The sequence below is a fragment of the Priestia sp. P5 genome, from assembly GCF_029522155.1.
Lineage (GTDB): Bacteria > Bacillota > Bacilli > Bacillales > Bacillaceae_H > Priestia > Priestia megaterium_E.
In genome coordinates, this window is record NZ_JAKWFJ010000001.1 from 184,661 (window position 1) to 201,326 (window position 16,666).

A 16,666-nucleotide genomic window follows, 5' to 3' on the forward strand; every position below is an offset into this window, starting at 1 on the left:
TACATTGAAAGAAAAAGAGTTTCAACCTAAACCGCTACTTACAAAGCGTGAACGAGAAGTATTCGAGCTTTTAGTACAGGACAAAACAACAAAAGAAATCGCGAGTGAACTATTCATTAGCGAAAAAACAGTTCGAAATCATATTTCTAATGCGATGCAAAAGCTTGGAGTCAAGGGGCGTTCTCAAGCAGTCGTAGAACTCCTTCGAATGGGAGAACTTGAACTATAACATGAGCTGGCTTTCTTCTTAGAAAGCCAGCTTTTTGTATATTTTTTTAAGTGTCGCATACATATCTAAAAAGAATGACATTAAGAAAATATTATAAAAAAGGTAAATCTTTATAAAAAAAACTTATTGCTTGAAATTGAATTTCAGAGTACGTATACTTTTAAGTAAGGAGATACTAGTTCAGAAGAAAGAGAGGTGAGATGATGAAAAATGTATGGATGAACTTATTGTTATGCATGATATTCTGTTTGCCTTTTGCGAGTTTGCCAGATAAATTTATTGATAACGACTTTGAAAAAGTGAAGGTCACAAAAAGTTCTGTTCAGCATTACACCGATATTGTGCACATGTCTCCAGGAGCTAAGCACAGCGTTAAACAAATAGGATCCCTCATACAAAGCGTGATAGTAACTTTTGCTTTAGTATGGGTGAGTGCCAAACTCATCATTCCAACGCATCAAATTGCGTATTTTATCCTCAAGAAAACACTTTTTTATCCAAAAATCTTTCAATCAAGTTACCTCAATTAAATAAAAAAAGGTTGAAATTTCCACAGCCTTTTCTTCGAACCTAAAATTACCAACTATTCTTAGGCTTATTTGCTATGCGGATTTTCGATGCAAATAACGCGACAAAATAAAAAAATTCTTTTTAAAAACTTTATAGGAGTGATCATTCAATGATGATTAAAGAAACGGAGTTACCAGGAATCGGGCGTAAATTTGAAATTGAGACAAGCGGAGGAAGCCGCGTAGTCGTTATCATTCATGATGATGGACGACGTGAAATCTACCACTTCGATCAAAAAGATTTAGAAGAAAGCATTTTTGACATTACTTTAACAGATACGGAATCAAGACAGCTAGCTGCAATTTTAGGGGGCATGATTTATAAGCCAAAAGCAATGGAAACCATTGAAGTGGCATTCAATGACTTAGTTATTGAATGGTACAAAGTTGAAAAACAAGCGAAAGCTCACAGTAAAACAATTGGTGAAATTGACGTTCGCAGCAACTATGATGTAACTATCATCGCCGTCATTAAAAACACGCAAAAAAAATTATCCACTCCAGGACCAGATACGTTAATTGAAGAAGGAGATACGCTTGTCATCTCTGGTGAAAGAGGAAATTTAAAAACGCTCATTAAAGAATTGCTTTCACAAGGAGGTAGTTCATAATTGGATCATTTAGTATTTGAAGTTGGGACAGCTTTGTTACTAGTTGCTTTAGCGGCTATACTCGCACATAAATTTAAATTTACGATTATTCCATTCCTCATTCTTCTGGGCATGGCCGTTGGTCCCCATGCTCCTGAGTTTGGCTCATTCAGTTTAAAGTTTATTGAAAGCCAAGAGATTATTGAATTTATGGGGAGAATTGGAGTTCTCTTTTTACTGTTTTATTTAGGATTAGAATTTTCAGTTGGAAAGCTAATTAAATCAGGTAGGTCCATCGCGGTGGGAGGATCTATTTATATTTTAATTAACTTTACTTTAGGATTATTGTATGGATACCTGACAGGAAACCCTCTTCTTGAAGTGCTGATTATCGCTGGAATTATTACGATTTCGTCCAGCGCAATTGTCGCAAAAGTATTGGTTGATTTAAAACGAACAGCGAATCCAGAAACGGAACTGATATTAGGGATTATCATGTTTGAAGATATTTTCTTAGCGGTTTATCTTTCTGTCGTTTCAGGGTTGGTGCTTGGAGACCACGGATCGCTTGCTGGATCTTTAACATCTATTTTAATTGCGTTTGGCTATATGATGCTGTTCTTTATCATTGCTCGAAAAGCCACGCCGCTACTAAATAAACTTTTAAATATTTCATCAAACGAAATCTTTATAATCGTCGTTTTTGCGGTATTGTTTTTTGTGGCAGGCTTCTCAGAAACAATTCACGTGGCAGAAGCAATTGGTGCGTTATTGCTTGGACTTGTCTTTTCTGAAACGGAACATCGCGATCGTATTGAACATCTTGTCGTACCGTTTCGTGATTTCTTTGGAGCCATCTTTTTCTTCAGCTTCGGGTTAAGTATTGATCCTCTCACGCTATGGGATGCGGGCTGGCTTGCGCTTGGCGCAGTTGCGCTTACGATTATTGGTAACTTTACAGCCGGTATGATCTCAGGAAGAAAAAGCGGGCTGTCACACAAGGCTTCTACCAATATTGGATTAACGATTATGTCACGAGGCGAGTTTTCAATAATTATGGCTAACATTGGAATTGAAGGAGGATTATCCGCAATTCTTCAGCCATTCGCTGCGCTTTATGTATTAATCCTAGCTATTATTGGCCCTTTGTTAACGAAGGAGTCTAAGCATATATATGGGTTTTTAAACTCGGTATTTAAATGGAAAAAACCAAAACCTCAAGAATCAAAGTGATAATATATATAAAACACAGTTGACAAATCGGATTAATATGATAAAATTCAAAATAATCCAATAACAAATCAGTTAAATATAGCAACGGGCTGATCGGTCAACCGAAAGCTCCTACCTTTTTCAGGTAGGAGCTTTTGTGTTTTTAGATGAACGAGCTTTTGATTTGAAAATTCAAGGAGGAGGAATTGCTGTGAGTGTCATGATTCAATCGGTTAACCGCTCATTTCAAAAAGGAGAACAAGTAACTCAAGCATTGCGAAATGTAAATCTTACGATTAATAAAGGTGAATTTATTACCGTTATTGGTCCGAGCGGATGCGGAAAAAGTACGCTGCTTAAAATGGTTGCAGGACTTGATATGGATTATGAAGGGCGTATTGAAATCAACGGGAAGCACATAGCCGGACCTAGCATTAAACAAGGGATGATCTTTCAAGAACACCGCTTGTTCCCGTGGCTTAATGTGGAACAAAATATAGCGGCTGACTTATCGCTGAAAGATTCGAACGTTCGGCGCCGCGTAGATGAGTTAATTGATATTGTCAGGCTGAAAGGATTTGAAAAAGCTTATCCTCGAGAACTATCTGGGGGGATGTCTCAACGAGTTGCGATTGCGCGTGCTCTTTTAAGAAATCCAGAAGTTTTATTATTAGATGAACCGTTCGGTGCGTTAGATGCTTTCACTCGCAATCATTTGCAAGATGTGCTGCTAGACATATGGAAAAAAGAAAAAACAACCATGATTTTTGTTACGCATGATTTAGATGAATCCATTTACTTGGGGACTAAAATTGTGATTATGAGTGCCAGACCAGGAGAAATTAGCCGGGTCGTTCCAGTAGAAATTAGTCATCCGCGAAAAAAGACAGAGTTACCATTTCAGCAGCTAAGGCAGCAAGTACTGAAAGAATTTGAAGAAGCGGGAGAACATTAAAGATTCAATAAGACAGAGAAGGAGACAGAACAGATGAAAAAGCTACTTTTAACTGCAGCTATTGTACTTGTTCTCGCATTGGCTGGATGCGGGACGAAAGAAAAAGCGAGCGGAGAAGATTCAAAAGACGTTACGATTAACATTGGTATCCAACAAAGCTTAGGCCCTTTAATGCTGGCACAAAACCAAAAATGGTTTGAAAAAGAATTTAAAAAAATAGGTGTAAATGTTAAATGGACAGAGTTTCAAAGCGGGCCTCCGCAATTTGAAGGTTTAGCATCTGGACATTTGGATTTCGGCCAAGTTGGAAATTCACCGGTTATTTCTGGTCAAGGCGCAGACATTCCGTTTTTAGAAATTGCTAATTCCAGCGACGGGTTGAAAGGAAATGCCATTTTAGTAGGGAAAAACAGCAAGATTAAAAGCGTAAAAGATTTAAAAGGTAAAAAGATTGCGGTTGCGAAAGGAAGCAGCGGTTTTAATTTATTGTACAGAGCTCTTGACCAAAATGGGTTGAAGCCAAGTGATGTAAAGATTATTCAGCTTCAGCCAGACGAAGCTCAGCCAGCATTTGAAAATGGGTCAGTGGATGCATGGTCAATCTGGGAACCGTTTATCTCACTGCAAAACTTAAAAAATGAAGCTCGTATTTTAGCAGACGGCGATTCATTAAAGGTTGCTTCACCAGGTTTTACTATTGTAAGAGAAGGCTTTGCAAAAGATCATCCAGAGTTAGTCGTTAAGTTTTTACAAGTTTATCAAAAAGCGCTTGAATGGCAAAACGAACATTTTGAAGAATCTGTGGATATTTTAGCAAAGCAAAAAAATCTAGATAAAGACGTAGTAAGACAAGTGTTAAAAAATAATCCTGCCTATAATCGTCCAACCTCTAAAGAAATTATTGCAGAACAACAGCGAACAGCTGATTTTCAACAATCTTTAGGCGTTATTAAAAAGAAAATTGATACTGGAGATGTTGTTGATAATTCATTTATTGAAAAAGCATTAAAAGAAAAATGAGGTGATGAAAATGAGTAAAACATCTGTGGTTTCAGGACATGTCCAGTCTTCAGCAGCTCACTTGCAAAAAGTGAAAAAAAGAAAGGAAGAAGGGAAAAATAAACAGGGAATTTTCCTTCGTTCTCTTGTCGTACCACTTCTGCTTATTGTGGTATGGCAAATCATTGGTTCCGCGGGCTATGTATCCAAAACTGTTCTTCCTACACCTGTTGATATTGTACTTTCTTTTAAACAGCTCATCGTATCTGGGGAACTCGGAGCTAATCTTCAAATCAGTATTTTGCGTGCTGCCATAGGTTTTGCCGTTGGAGCTGGACTAGGGTTGCTATTTGGTGTAATTGTCGGTTTCTCAAAGAAAACGGAGCACTATATGGATCCATCTATTCAAATGCTTAGAACTGTTCCACACCTTGCATTGGCGCCTTTATTTATCTTATGGTTTGGCTTTGGTGAAATTTCAAAGATATTGCTAATTGCAAATGGTGCATTTTTCCCAATCTATGTGAATACGTATCTAGGCATTCGCGGGGTTGATTCGAAATTATTTGATGTTGCTCGCGTTCTTCAATTTAGTAAGTGGAAACAAATCACAAAACTCATTTTACCAGCCGCTCTTCCTAATATTTTACTTGGTGTCCGATTATCTTTAGGTATTGCATGGCTCGGACTGGTAGTTGCTGAATTAATGGGAGCAAGTGAAGGTGTAGGATACATGATTATGGATGCTAGACAGTTTTCTCAAACGGACGTAGTTTTTGTCGGAATTATCATTTTTGCTGTTGTAGGCAAATTAACCGATTCATTTGTCCGAGTATTAGAAAAGCGTCTTCTTAAATGGAGAGACAGCTACGCAGGTGAAAAATAAAATAAGGATTTATACATGTATTAATCCTTGTAAATCTATCAGTTTTATAAGTGAAAAGGAGAGATGATAATGAGCCAGGTTACAATTATTACAGGAAGCCCTTCAAAGCAATCAAGGTCAGCTGCTTTAAGCGAGTATATTGCATTATATCTACAAGATGAAAAATATGAAGTGAAAACCGTGCATGTCCGTGACTTGCCCGCTGAAGACTTAGTATATGCTAACTTTTCTAGCCCTGCGATTCAAGAAGCTCAAAAGAAAGTCGCAGATGCTGATGCCGTTATTATTGTCAGCCCAATCTATAAAGCTAGCTACACAGGAATTTTAAAAACATTTTTAGATTTAATACCTGAAAAAGGTTTGCACAATAAAACCGTGCTGCCGATAGCTACAGGGGGAACCATTGCTCACCTACTGGCTCTTGATTATGTATTTAAGCCGACTTTATCCGTTTTAGGAGCTACTGCTCTTATTCATGGAGTTTATATTGTTGATTCTGAGATGGCTTATACGAAAGAAAATGAAATTGAGTTTATTGGGGAAGAAACAGAAGCGAGAATTAAACGTTCATTAAAAGAGCTGGGATATCATCTAGAACAAACGAAAAGGAGTGTTGAATCATGAAAATGTTATGGTTTATTCCTTCCCATGGAGATGGAAGATATTTAGGGACAAATCGAGGAGGTCGTTCAGCAGACTATTCATATTTTCGGCAAGTTGCTCAAGCAGCTGACCGGTTAGGGTTTGAAGGAGTTTTGATTCCAACGGGGAAATCATGCGAAGACCCGTGGCTATTGGCTGCTTCACTTATACCTGAAACAGAGCGCTTGAAATTTTTAGTAGCTGTACGTCCCGGCATTATGGCGCCTTCCGTGGCAGCGCGCATGACCTCGACTCTTGATCGAATTTCAAACGGTCGTTTACTAGTTAATGTAGTAGCAGGAGGAGATCCGGCAGAATTAGCGGGAGATGGCCTTTTCTTATCACATGATGAACGTTATGAAGCTGCGGATGAATTTTTAGATGTGTGGAAAGGGTTATTGGCTGGAGATACGGTTAATTATGAAGGAAAACATATTCATGTAGAGAACAGTGAGCTGTTGTATCCACCTGTTCAAAAACCTTCTCCACCTATTTATTTTGGCGGATCTTCACCCGCAGGACAAAAAGTTGCAGCAAAACATTCTGACGTGTATTTAACGTGGGGCGAACCTCCTGAACAAGTAAGAGAAAAAATAACGGCTGTGAGAAAGCAAGCAGAAGCAGAAGGCAGAACCGTTAAGTTTGGGATTCGTTTGCATATTATTGTACGGGAAACGGAAGAAGAAGCTTGGCAAGCAGCCGATCGATTAATTCAGCATTTGGACGACGACACGATTCAAGCAGCACAGCGTACTTTTGCTAGATATGACTCAGTCGGGCAGCAGCGAATGGCGAGCCTTCATAGAGGAACCAGAGAGGAACTTACGATTAGCCCTAACTTATGGGCAGGTGTAGGGCTCGTCCGGGGAGGTGCAGGAACTGCACTAGTAGGCAGTGCTGAAAATGTAGCGAAACGAATAAAAGAATATGAAGCTTTAGGAATTGAATCTTTTATTTTATCAGGCTATCCGCATTTAGAAGAAGCTTATCACGTAGGCGAGTTATTGTTTCCGCTTTTAAATATTGATGAGGGTGAAGGAAAGAGTGAAAGCATCGGTGAGATTATTGCAAACGATAGGTTTCCAAAAGCTTCAACGTCATAAAAGAAGAACCGGTGAAAAATTCACCGGTTCTTCTTTTACATTCATCTCAGCCGAGAGACGAGTTCGTTAAATTGTTGGTTTAGGTTTTTCAGGTGCAGCTTGTTTATCTTTTCGACTTTCTTGAATATATACTTTAAAGAGAAAAATATTTAAACAGCCCAGTGTGAGGAATAACGGTGCAAAATAATATTCTTGAGACATAAGTAGGACGAAAACGCTTCCAAAACAGAACAGAGAACTAAACATAAAGTAAAACTGTAAGAATCTTCTCATTTTAGTCGCCTCCTATTCTTTTTCTTCTTACAATTATTATATCAAATACTTTCCAAAAAAGACACAAAATATTCACAAAATGTTCAATTTTTTTCTTGTTTACCTATTGATTTTTTTGTCGATATGTAAATTTAGTGGGTTGTAATACCAATTAATTCCTGATTGTAACTTTCCGATGGAAAGTTTATGTAAAATTTTATATGATAGAGAAATGGTATTGAAAAAAGGGGGAAAATCATCATGAGACGAATTGGGTGGCTATTTTTTACTATGGCAATTCTTTTATTAATAACTGCCGGTTGCTCAAATGATCAACAGAAAGCACAGGATCGATTTGATAAATATGTAGCCATGTGGAATAAAGAAGATTTTAAAGGCATGTATGGATACTTGTCTAAAGATGCTAAAAAGACGATTTCAGAAAAAGACTTTATAAATCGATATAAAAATATCTATGCTGCAATTGAAGCGGACAAGCTTAAAGTGAAGGCAAGTAAAATAGAAGACTTAGAAATAAAAGACCATAAAGCTGTTTTACCTTTTGAAGTAAAAATGAACTCTGTAGCCGGTGAAATCTCATTTAAAGAAAATGCTGCTGTGGTTCAAGAAAAACAAGGGGATACAGAGAACTGGTATATTAATTGGAAGCCTAATATGATTTTTAAAGGACTTAAGCAAGGAGAGCAAGTAAGAGTAGCTACTCAGTCAGCTGTACGTGGAGAAATTATGGATCGTTCAGGGAAATATTTAGCTCAAAACGGAGAAGCGATTCAAGTTGGAGTTGTTCCCCAGCAGTTTTCTAAAGGCGGCGAGCAAGCTATACAACAATTAAGCAAGACTCTTGCTCTTTCAGAAAAAAGTATTAATCAAGCACTGAGCGCTTCTTGGGTGAAAAAGAATCAATTTGTTCCTATTAAAACAGTTAGTCAAAAAGACGCCTCTAATTTAGAGAATTCTTTGAAAAAAGTAGAAGGCATTCAACAAAAAAAGGTAAATGCGCGCGTATATCCTTGTGAAGAAGCGTGTGCCCATTTAGTTGGATACGTTGCGCCTGTCACAGCGGAATATTTAAAAGAGCATAAAGGTGAAGGCTATAATGCTCAGTCTAAAGCTGGAATGATTGGCTTGGAGTCTTTATATGAAGATAAGCTTCGTGCTCGAGACGGCGTCACGATTTATACTGTAGATAAAGATGGTAATAAAAAGAATGAAATTGCAAAAGTGAATCCAAAAGACGGGGAAAGCATTCAAGTTACGGTAGACACGAATGTTCAAAAATCCCTTTATGAACAGTTAAAAGATGAAAAAGGAGTAGCTACTGCTCTTCAACCTAAAACGGGAGAAATATTAGGTCTTGTAAGCACGCCAGCTTTTGATCCGAATTCTTTTTCTTTTGGAATCGATGCTAATACGTATCAATCCCTTTCAACGAATCCGGATAAGCCGTTAATGAATCGCTTTACCAAAACGTATTCTCCGGGATCTACATTTAAGTTAGTCACGGGAGCTTTAGCGGTTGATGAAGGTGTGGTAAATCCAAACGAAAGTGTATCAATCAGCGGGAAGAAGTGGCAAAAAGATAAAAGCTGGGGAAATTTCTACGTAACACGAGTAGGAAGCAAGCCGAATGTTAATTTACGTGATGCTTATGTTACATCTGATAATATTTATTTTGCGCAGACTGCTTTGAAGTTAGGTTTGGACAAATTTAACAGTGGTTTAAAACAGTTTGGGTTCAATCAAAAAATGCCTGTTAATTATCCTTTTGAAACGTCTAAAATTGCAGGTGATCAAGATATTAAAGATGAGGGAGTATTAGCAAACTCTGGTTATGGCCAGGGGAAACTGCAAGTGAATCCTCTCCACTTGGCATTGATGTATACATCGATTGTAAACGATGGAAACATAGTAAAGCCTATTCTTATGAACGGTGATAAGAGTGAAATATGGAAAAAACAAGTAATATCTAAAGAAACGGCGCAATTAATTCAAAAGGATTTAGTTGATGTCATTGAAGATAAAAACGGTACGGGTCATGCTGCAAAGATAGATGGGTTAACCCTGGCTGGAAAAACTGGAACAGCAGAATTAAAGAAAACTCAAGGTGAAAAAGGGCAGGAAAACGGCTGGTTTGTAGCTGTGGATACAAAACAGAAAAACCTACTCGTTTCGATGATGGTTGAAGGAGTAGAAAATAAAGGTGGAAGTCATTACGTCGTGCCGAAAGTAAAAAATGTATTTCAGCAATATAATAAGTAAATAATAAAAGCCAGTTCTAAAGGAGCTGGCTTTTATTATTTACACAAGGGGAGTAATGTTAAGTTTTTGTAAATCCCAGTTTTATACAAACTCTGAAAACCCTTATTTTAAAAGGAATGAACGTATTATTGTTAATGTATTGTAAAGAGACCTAAAAAAATGTGTTTGAAAAGTTATTGACAATTAACAATAATAGGAGTAATTTTTGACTTGGCGTAAAAAAATGAATCGCATAACCTATAAGTAAAAGAACCATCTTTTGGGACTTTTGCTCTGGTAAACGTTTGTTTTTTTAGAATTTTTTGATACACAAGAGAGGTGGTTTCTCTCGTTATAGTAATGAACAGCTAAGTTTTATCCATTACTTTAAATGAAAAAAGAAACTAGAACACATATAAAAAGATAGAGAGAAAAAACGAGTGGTAAAGTTTCGATAAATTGGATGGAGGATTGCAACGTGATCAAAAGAAAAAAAGACAAGTTTTCTGAAATGTTAATGGACATTGCCCAAAATATTAAGGACTCAGCGGAGTTTTTAGGCAGCTTTGAACTTCAAAACGTATCTGACCTAAAGGAATTTGCCAACGTTTTAAAAGCGTATGAATCAAAAGGTGATAAATACGTGCATACAGTGATTACTGAGTTGAACAAAGCATTTATCACTCCAATTGAGCGTGAAGATATTTTACAGCTAGCGATGAGCATGGATGATGTACTTGATGGCATCGACAGCTTTGCTGCTTTAATGGAAATTCATTCAATTACGACATTTGATGAATATGTAGCTGAATTTGTTAAAAATATTCAAGGCTGTGCTGAAGAGATTTTAATTACTATTAATTTGTTGTCTGAGAAAAAGCTTCTTCAAATTAGTGAGCATGCAATTAAAATTAAAGAGTATGAGTCACATTGTGATACATTATATCGTCGTGCACTAAAACAATTATTTGCAACATGTAAAGATCCAATTAAAGTTATTCAATATAAAGAAATTTATGAAACGCTAGAAGAAATCGCGGATTATTGTCAAACGGTTGCGAACAACTTAGAATCAGTTATTATGAAGAATGCGTAACGGGGCTATAATATAATGGATTCAATGCTAATATTAACCATTCTAATTGTAGTTGGTGCACTTGGTTTTGACTTTATCAACGGGTTTCATGATACAGCTAACGCCATTGCGACTTCTGTTTCAACCAAAGCTTTAAAACCGCGACATGCAATTCTTTTAGCCGCAACCATGAACTTTGTCGGTGCTATGACGTTTACAGGCGTAGCCAAAACGATTACAAAGGATATCGTTGATCCTTATACGCTTCAAAATGGTTCTGTCGTTATTTTAGCAGCATTAATTTCTGCTATTGCGTGGAACCTAATCACATGGTATTTTGGTATCCCAAGTAGTTCTTCTCATGCAATTATTGGATCGATTGCAGGAGCAGCTATTGCAGCTGCTGGATTTGGTGCTTTAAATTACAAAGGTTTCATCAAAATCATTGAAGCTCTTCTAATTTCACCAGTTCTAGCCTTTGTAGTAGGTTATATTGTCTATACGATTATCAAACTAACGTTTAAAAACCATAACTTGACCAAAACGAATAAGCGTTTTCGACGCGTTCAAATCCTGACTGCAGCCCTACAATCTTACACACACGGTACGAATGATGCGCAAAAAGCAATGGGTATTATTACGCTAGCGCTTATTGCTAACAATATGCAAAGCGGTACTGAGATTCAGTGGTGGGTACAGCTGGCTTGTGCGGTCGCAATGGGGCTTGGGACGTCAATTGGTGGATGGAAAATCATTAAAACCGTGGGCGGTAAAATTATGAAAATTCGTCCTGTTAATGGAGTAGCTGCGGACTTAACAGGGGCTGCCATTATCTTTGGAGCAACGTTTATTCATCTACCTGTCAGTACTACTCATGTTATTTCATCTTCTATCTTAGGTGTAGGTTCTGCTCACCGAGTGAAAGGTGTAAAATGGGGAACTGCACAGCGCATGGTGATTACATGGGTTATCACATTGCCAATTTCAGCTTCATTAGCTGCACTTATCTATATGATTTTAAATTTGTTCTTTTAATAAATGTGGAGCTTCTTTTAAAGAAGCTCCTTTTTCTATTTACATCCCCTCATTTGCACAGTACACTTAAAACATGAAAATAACACAATCGTTTTTAAAAGGGAGATGGGGAAATGTTTGGAAAAGTAGCTGCTGATGTATTGGGGCTAAGTGATATTGGTTCTGTTATTAAGCCAGTTGATTATGACAAGGTAGATGCAGACGATTACGTTATGCATGAAGAACAAGAAAAAATTTATTTTCTAATCAAATCAAAGTCAGATGAATATTGCTTTACCAATAAAGCACTCATTCACCTTGATGGAACAAGTGCTACAAGCAAAAAGCGAATGCTTCGCCGCTATAACTACAGCACAAATCACATTTCAAACGTGATGCTAGAAACGGCCGGAACTGTCGATTTAGATGTGGAAATTAAATTTAAAATTGGCTCGGAGACTTTTTCTATCGATGTACACAAAAAGCATATAGAAGAGGTAAAAGATTTATATAAAGCGCTGTTTAAAATGTCTGAAATAACGCGTGAAAATGAAATTGCGCTCGATTTTGCTAAACAAAGCATTCAGCTAGCTTCTTCTACGCTAAGCAGTACAAGAAATACAAGTGGAAGTGTTGCTGGTGAATTTAAAGAAATTAACGAAGCCGCGTTTTCTTGGTTATTAGATAAAAAAACAGCCTACACAACAAAAGATTTCAGCTCAGTTTTCGAGCTGTATATCAATAATTAATAGAAACAGCTGCTCCTTTTATGGAGCAGCTGTTTTTTGATGCTGAACGTTGTAGAATCCTCATGTTAACCTTGAAAAATCACCGAAAAAAGAGCACAATATAAAATAGAAAAGAGAAACAGTAGAGACGGGTTTAACTGAAAGAAATAATAGAAAATAAGACTTATAGGTGGAAAGGATTACGGTATGACAGCAAAAAATAATGAGGATACAGTGGCAGAATTAGAAAAGTCACTTCGACATATTGCAGCGATTGTGAAGCAAAAAGGAAGAGAAATTTTAGAAGACTATACGATTACGCCACCTCAGTTTATTGCTTTGCAGTGGCTGTTTGAACGTGGAGATATGACGATTGGCGATTTATCAAATCGTATTTTTCTCGCTTGTAGTACAACGACAGATTTAGTAGATCGTATGGAAAAAAACAAGTTGGTGGTTCGGGTGAAAGATCCAAAAGACCGCCGCGTAGTACGTATTCATTTGCTTCCTGAAGGAGCACGTGTTATCGAAGAAGTAATTGAAAAGAGACAAACGTATTTAAATGGCGTACTGGCAAACTTCTCTCCGAGTGAAACGGAAGTCTTACGAGTAACGTTACGAAAATTGCATGATGAAATGAAAGAAAAATGAGGCGATTGTTTTGAGTAGACCAATTGGTGTTATAGATTCGGGTGTGGGTGGATTAACGGTAGCAAAGGAAATTATGAGACAGCTTCCGAAAGAACAAATTATGTACATTGGAGATACAGCCCGCTGCCCATACGGTCCTCGTCCTAGTGAAGAAGTACGAGCTTTCACATGGGAGATGACTAATTATTTACTAGCTAAAGATATTAAAATGCTTGTTATTGCGTGCAATACGGCTACGGCAGTTGTACTGGATGAAATTCAAGAACAGCTCGATATTCCGGTTATAGGCGTCATTGAACCAGGATCACGCGCTGCGCTTAAAGTAACTAAAAATCATAAAATAGGCGTAATCGGCACAAACGGAACCGTGAAAAGTCAAGCCTATACACATGCACTCCGCGCTCTTCATACGAGAGTGGAAGTGGAAAATTTGGCATGCCCTTTGTTTGTACCTCTTGTAGAGAGCGGTAATTATGAAGGACCGGAAGCGCAGCGAATTGTAAAAGAAACATTAAAACCTTTTTATCATACAGATATGGATACCCTTATTTTAGGATGTACGCATTATCCGTTATTAAAGCCAGTTATTCAAGAAGCAATTGGTCCTCGAGTTCAGTTAATCAGTTCTGGCGAAGAAACGGCAATAGAGGTAAGTGCCATTCTTTCTTATAGCAATTTACTAGCTCCTAGAAACATGGAGCCTGAACACTACTTCTTTACAACAGGATCAACAGAGCTGTTTCAATCTATTGCATCTAAATGGTTTGAGCACCCTGTATATAATGTTGAACATATCAAGCTTTAAAACCGTGCATATTATGCTCGGTTTTTTTTGTGGACAAAAACTTTTTTGAGCTGGTCTAAAATGCAAAAAAGCTCGTATACATAGTAGTACAAACAGTCTGAGGAGGGAAAGGAATGTCCAAAAAGACCCAACTTGTTCTCATATCCGCCGTGGTGACCACATCTGTATTGTTATCCGGCTGTGGACTTTTCGGAGGGGATAACGCAGCAAAGGAAATTGATCCGCCAAAGGATGTCACCTATGTGAAAGATGAAAAATCATTAGCGACTGAAGCGAAAGTAACGGAAGCTAATAAAAAACAAAGTAAAGCTGCAGAAACATCTGCGCCTACCAAAAGAGAACTCTACTTAATTGATAAAAACGGGTACGTTGTTCCCCAGACGCTTGAAATTCCTAAATCAAAAGGTGTCGCTAAACAGTCTCTTGAATATTTAGTAGAGGGTGGACCAGTCACAAACTTATTGCCAAATAATTTCCGAGCGGTTCTTCCTGCTGATACAAGAGTTTTAGGGACAAAGCTGGAAAGTGACGGGACGATGGTAGCAGATTTTTCACCTGAATTTGCTGAATATAAGAAAGAAGATGAACTCCGTATCCTGCAGGCCGTCACTTGGACGCTGACGCAGTTTGAAGGCGTAAATAAAGTTAAAATTCGCATTAACGGCTATGATAAAGATGAGATGCCTGTAAATCATACGCCAATCAGTAAAGGGTTGAGCAGAGCAGATGGCATTAACTTTGATAATACTGGAGTAGTTGACGTAACTCAAACGAAGCCAGTTACGATTTATTACTTAGCTCAAGAGGGCAAACAAACTTACTATGTTCCTGTCACAAAACGAATTGCTTCTGATGACAAAGATATGTACACTGCAATTGTGAACGAACTTGTAGAAGGACCTGCGCCTGCATCAGGTTTAGTGACAGATTTTAATCCCGATGCAAAGCTCGTAGCAGCTCCAAAGTATGCGGACGGTGAGTTAACGCTTAACTTTAATAAAAACATCTTTGGAAATTTAAAAGGCACGGAAATTTCTCAGCATGTTCTCGACTCCTTGGTGTTATCGCTGACAGAACAAAAAGCCGTAGACAGCGTTGCCATTAAGGTGAATGGCAAAAAAACGCTAAAAGATGAAAAAGGGAAAAAATTAACGGAACCAGTTTCAAGACCTAAAAATGTGAACACAGGTAGTTTTTAAAAACAAATTTTTGTTATACTAGTAAAGGACTAAGTAGAAAGAGGTCTGCTGAAATAGCGACCTCTTTCCGCTGTTTTATAGTTAAAATGGAAGAGACTATTACATATAAATGAATTTATAGGAGGACATGCTTAATGCGTTTGGACGGTAGGGAATTTAATGAATTGAGACCTGTATCTCTTCATACTTCATACTTAAAGCATCCAGAAGGATCTGTATTAATCTCGGTGGGAGACACAAAGGTTATTTGTACAGCAAGCATAGACGACAGAGTGCCTCCTTTTATGCGTGGACAAGGAAAAGGATGGATTACAGCTGAATATTCTATGCTGCCTCGAGCTACGGCACAAAGAAATATACGTGAATCATCAAAAGGTAAAGTCACAGGACGAACAATGGAAATTCAGCGTCTAATCGGACGAGCTCTTCGTTCTGTAGTCGATCTGGAAAAGGTCGGAGAAAAGACAATTTGGATTGATTGTGATGTTATTCAAGCAGATGGCGGAACAAGAACAGCATCGATTACAGGTGCTTTTGTGGCTATGGTTTTAGCGTTTGGAAAGCTGGTTAAAGAGAACAAGCTAACAGAAATTCCTATTCGTGACTACTTAGCTGCGACTTCAGTAGGTATTCATGGAGAAAATTCGATTTTAGATTTAAATTATGAAGAAGATTCGACAGCGGAAGTTGACATGAATATTGTGATGACAGGAAGCGGACAGTTTGTAGAATTACAGGGAACGGGAGAGGAATCGACGTTTTCGAGAGAACAGTTAAATCATCTTCTAGATTTAGGAGAAAAGGGTGTTTATCAATTGATTGAACAGCAAAAGGAAGTTCTTGATCACCTGGCTGCCTACATTCCGGTTAAAGAAAGGTAAGGGATTAACGTGCGTGAAATCATTATTGCAACTAAAAATGCAGGCAAAGTAAAAGATTTTGAAACACTTTTCTCACCAAAGGGATTTAAAGTAAAATCGCTTCTTGATTTTCCTGAGATTGAAGACGTGGAAGAAACGGGCGTTACATTTGCAGAGAATGCGACGCTAAAAGCAGAGGCCATTTCATCCGCATTAAATAAGCCGGTCATTGCCGATGACTCCGGGCTTGCTATTGACGCCTTAAACGGGGAGCCAGGCGTTTATTCCGCGCGTTATGCTGGTGAAAATAAAGATGATAATGCTAATATAGAGAAGGTACTTCAAAAGTTAAATGACGTGCCGTTTGAAAAGCGCACGGCACGCTTTCATTGTGCTCTTGCTATTGCAGTGCCCGGAAAGAGAACCGAAATTGTAGAAGGCACGTGTGAAGGGCACATCTTGGAGGAAAAAAGAGGGGAAAACGGTTTTGGGTACGATCCCATTTTCTTTGTAGAAAAATGGAGATGCTCCATGGCAGAATTGACCAAAGAGCAAAAAAATCAAATTAGTCACCGAGCAAATGCGTTAAAAAAACTAGCACCGCTAATTGATGCGCAATTTTAGAAGGAGTGATGACG

The 16,666-nt window shown here is 37.9% G+C and carries 19 protein-coding genes; 18 read left to right on the forward strand and 1 reads right to left on the reverse strand.

Features of this window, described 5'->3' with window-relative positions; translation table 11 throughout:
- Positions 1-4: 4 nt before the first annotated feature.
- From gerE to ssuD, 9 genes are all read left to right on the forward strand, one after another.
- On the forward strand, positions 5-229 hold the full coding sequence (gene gerE / locus MMB69_RS00910; RefSeq protein ID WP_013059396.1) for a spore germination transcription factor GerE: 225 nt from the start codon (positions 5-7) through the stop codon (positions 227-229).
- Positions 230-432: 203 nt separating this feature from the next.
- Complete coding sequence (locus MMB69_RS00915; protein WP_221784750.1) at positions 433-759, forward strand: hypothetical protein; 327 nt, start codon at positions 433-435, stop codon at positions 757-759.
- A gap of 149 nt (positions 760-908) precedes the next feature.
- The gene (locus MMB69_RS00920) at positions 909-1,409 is read left to right on the forward strand and encodes a cation:proton antiporter regulatory subunit (protein ID WP_050688587.1); all 501 of its coding nucleotides are present in this window, start codon (positions 909-911) and stop codon (positions 1,407-1,409) included.
- Positions 1,410-2,621 carry a cation:proton antiporter gene (locus MMB69_RS00925; protein ID WP_221784651.1) on the forward strand — a complete coding sequence of 404 codons (1,212 nt, stop codon included), beginning with the start codon at positions 1,410-1,412 and terminating at the stop codon, positions 2,619-2,621.
- 190 nt (positions 2,622-2,811) lie between these two features.
- Entirely contained in the window at positions 2,812-3,555 is a 744-nt protein-coding gene (locus MMB69_RS00930; protein WP_221784749.1) for an ABC transporter ATP-binding protein, read from the forward strand.
- Between the two features lie 33 nt (positions 3,556-3,588).
- Complete coding sequence (locus MMB69_RS00935; protein WP_221784650.1) at positions 3,589-4,575, forward strand: aliphatic sulfonate ABC transporter substrate-binding protein; 987 nt, start codon at positions 3,589-3,591, stop codon at positions 4,573-4,575.
- A gap of 10 nt (positions 4,576-4,585) precedes the next feature.
- Complete coding sequence (locus tag MMB69_RS00940) at positions 4,586-5,440, forward strand: ABC transporter permease (protein ID WP_221784649.1); 855 nt, start codon at positions 4,586-4,588, stop codon at positions 5,438-5,440.
- 69 nt (positions 5,441-5,509) lie between these two features.
- Entirely contained in the window at positions 5,510-6,064 is a 555-nt protein-coding gene (gene ssuE / locus MMB69_RS00945) for an NADPH-dependent FMN reductase (protein ID WP_221784648.1), read from the forward strand.
- A complete protein-coding gene (gene ssuD / locus MMB69_RS00950) occupies positions 6,061-7,185 on the forward strand; it encodes an FMNH2-dependent alkanesulfonate monooxygenase (RefSeq protein WP_221784647.1) in 1,125 nt (374 codons plus the stop codon). Before ssuE ends, ssuD begins: the two co-directional genes overlap by 4 nt.
- 66 nt (positions 7,186-7,251) lie before the next feature.
- On the opposite strand, the gene MMB69_RS00955 is transcribed toward ssuD, so the two are convergent.
- The gene (locus tag MMB69_RS00955) at positions 7,252-7,458 is read right to left on the reverse strand and encodes a hypothetical protein (RefSeq protein ID WP_013059387.1); all 207 of its coding nucleotides are present in this window, start codon (positions 7,456-7,458) and stop codon (positions 7,252-7,254) included.
- Between the two features lie 240 nt (positions 7,459-7,698).
- On the opposite strand from MMB69_RS00955, the gene MMB69_RS00960 reads away from it, so the two are divergent.
- The 9 genes from MMB69_RS00960 to MMB69_RS01000 all read left to right on the forward strand — a co-directional run bounded on the left by MMB69_RS00960 (position 7,699) and on the right by MMB69_RS01000 (position 16,652).
- Complete coding sequence (locus tag MMB69_RS00960; protein ID WP_277447027.1) at positions 7,699-9,717, forward strand: penicillin-binding transpeptidase domain-containing protein; 2,019 nt, start codon at positions 7,699-7,701, stop codon at positions 9,715-9,717.
- Positions 9,718-10,159: 442 nt separating this feature from the next.
- On the forward strand, positions 10,160-10,792 hold the full coding sequence (locus MMB69_RS00965) for a DUF47 domain-containing protein (RefSeq protein ID WP_029711160.1): 633 nt from the start codon (positions 10,160-10,162) through the stop codon (positions 10,790-10,792).
- A gap of 15 nt (positions 10,793-10,807) precedes the next feature.
- Complete coding sequence (locus MMB69_RS00970) at positions 10,808-11,806, forward strand: inorganic phosphate transporter (RefSeq protein WP_028411744.1); 999 nt, start codon at positions 10,808-10,810, stop codon at positions 11,804-11,806.
- Between the two features lie 113 nt (positions 11,807-11,919).
- Positions 11,920-12,534, forward strand: coding sequence for a PH domain-containing protein (locus tag MMB69_RS00975; protein ID WP_013059383.1), 615 nt, complete (start codon positions 11,920-11,922; stop codon positions 12,532-12,534).
- A 186-nt stretch (positions 12,535-12,720) separates the two neighbouring features.
- Positions 12,721-13,164, forward strand: a complete 444-nt coding sequence (locus tag MMB69_RS00980) for a MarR family winged helix-turn-helix transcriptional regulator (protein ID WP_013059382.1) — start codon at positions 12,721-12,723, stop codon at positions 13,162-13,164.
- Positions 13,165-13,174: 10 nt separating this feature from the next.
- The gene (gene racE / locus MMB69_RS00985; RefSeq protein ID WP_269871100.1) at positions 13,175-13,969 is read left to right on the forward strand and encodes a glutamate racemase; all 795 of its coding nucleotides are present in this window, start codon (positions 13,175-13,177) and stop codon (positions 13,967-13,969) included.
- A gap of 113 nt (positions 13,970-14,082) precedes the next feature.
- Positions 14,083-15,168, forward strand: a complete 1,086-nt coding sequence (locus MMB69_RS00990; protein ID WP_025601439.1) for a GerMN domain-containing protein — start codon at positions 14,083-14,085, stop codon at positions 15,166-15,168.
- Positions 15,169-15,302: 134 nt separating this feature from the next.
- Positions 15,303-16,049 carry a ribonuclease PH gene (rph, locus tag MMB69_RS00995; RefSeq protein ID WP_277447028.1) on the forward strand — a complete coding sequence of 249 codons (747 nt, stop codon included), beginning with the start codon at positions 15,303-15,305 and terminating at the stop codon, positions 16,047-16,049.
- Between the two features lie 9 nt (positions 16,050-16,058).
- On the forward strand, positions 16,059-16,652 hold the full coding sequence (locus tag MMB69_RS01000; RefSeq protein WP_025601437.1) for an XTP/dITP diphosphatase: 594 nt from the start codon (positions 16,059-16,061) through the stop codon (positions 16,650-16,652).
- Positions 16,653-16,666: the final 14 nt, after the last annotated feature.

Excerpts from the sequence above, each read along its gene's own strand:
- MMB69_RS00915 (WP_221784750.1), top strand. The coding sequence starts at position 433 with ATGAAAAATGTATGGATGAACTTATTGTTATGCATGATATTCTGTTTG.
- MMB69_RS00920 (WP_050688587.1), top strand. The coding sequence starts at position 909 with ATGATGATTAAAGAAACGGAGTTACCAGGAATCGGGCGTAAATTTGAA.
- MMB69_RS00935 (WP_221784650.1), top strand. The coding sequence starts at position 3,589 with ATGAAAAAGCTACTTTTAACTGCAGCTATTGTACTTGTTCTCGCATTG.
- MMB69_RS00940 (WP_221784649.1), top strand. The coding sequence starts at position 4,586 with ATGAGTAAAACATCTGTGGTTTCAGGACATGTCCAGTCTTCAGCAGCT.
- ssuE (WP_221784648.1), top strand. The coding sequence starts at position 5,510 with ATGAGCCAGGTTACAATTATTACAGGAAGCCCTTCAAAGCAATCAAGG.
- ssuD (WP_221784647.1), top strand. The coding sequence starts at position 6,061 with ATGAAAATGTTATGGTTTATTCCTTCCCATGGAGATGGAAGATATTTA.
- MMB69_RS00955 (WP_013059387.1), bottom strand. The coding sequence starts at position 7,458 with ATGAGAAGATTCTTACAGTTTTACTTTATGTTTAGTTCTCTGTTCTGT.
- MMB69_RS00960 (WP_277447027.1), top strand. The coding sequence starts at position 7,699 with ATGAGACGAATTGGGTGGCTATTTTTTACTATGGCAATTCTTTTATTA.
- MMB69_RS00965 (WP_029711160.1), top strand. The coding sequence starts at position 10,160 with ATGGAGGATTGCAACGTGATCAAAAGAAAAAAAGACAAGTTTTCTGAA.
- MMB69_RS00970 (WP_028411744.1), top strand. The coding sequence starts at position 10,808 with ATGGATTCAATGCTAATATTAACCATTCTAATTGTAGTTGGTGCACTT.
- MMB69_RS00975 (WP_013059383.1), top strand. The coding sequence starts at position 11,920 with ATGTTTGGAAAAGTAGCTGCTGATGTATTGGGGCTAAGTGATATTGGT.
- MMB69_RS00980 (WP_013059382.1), top strand. The coding sequence starts at position 12,721 with ATGACAGCAAAAAATAATGAGGATACAGTGGCAGAATTAGAAAAGTCA.
- MMB69_RS00990 (WP_025601439.1), top strand. The coding sequence starts at position 14,083 with ATGTCCAAAAAGACCCAACTTGTTCTCATATCCGCCGTGGTGACCACA.
- rph (WP_277447028.1), top strand. The coding sequence starts at position 15,303 with ATGCGTTTGGACGGTAGGGAATTTAATGAATTGAGACCTGTATCTCTT.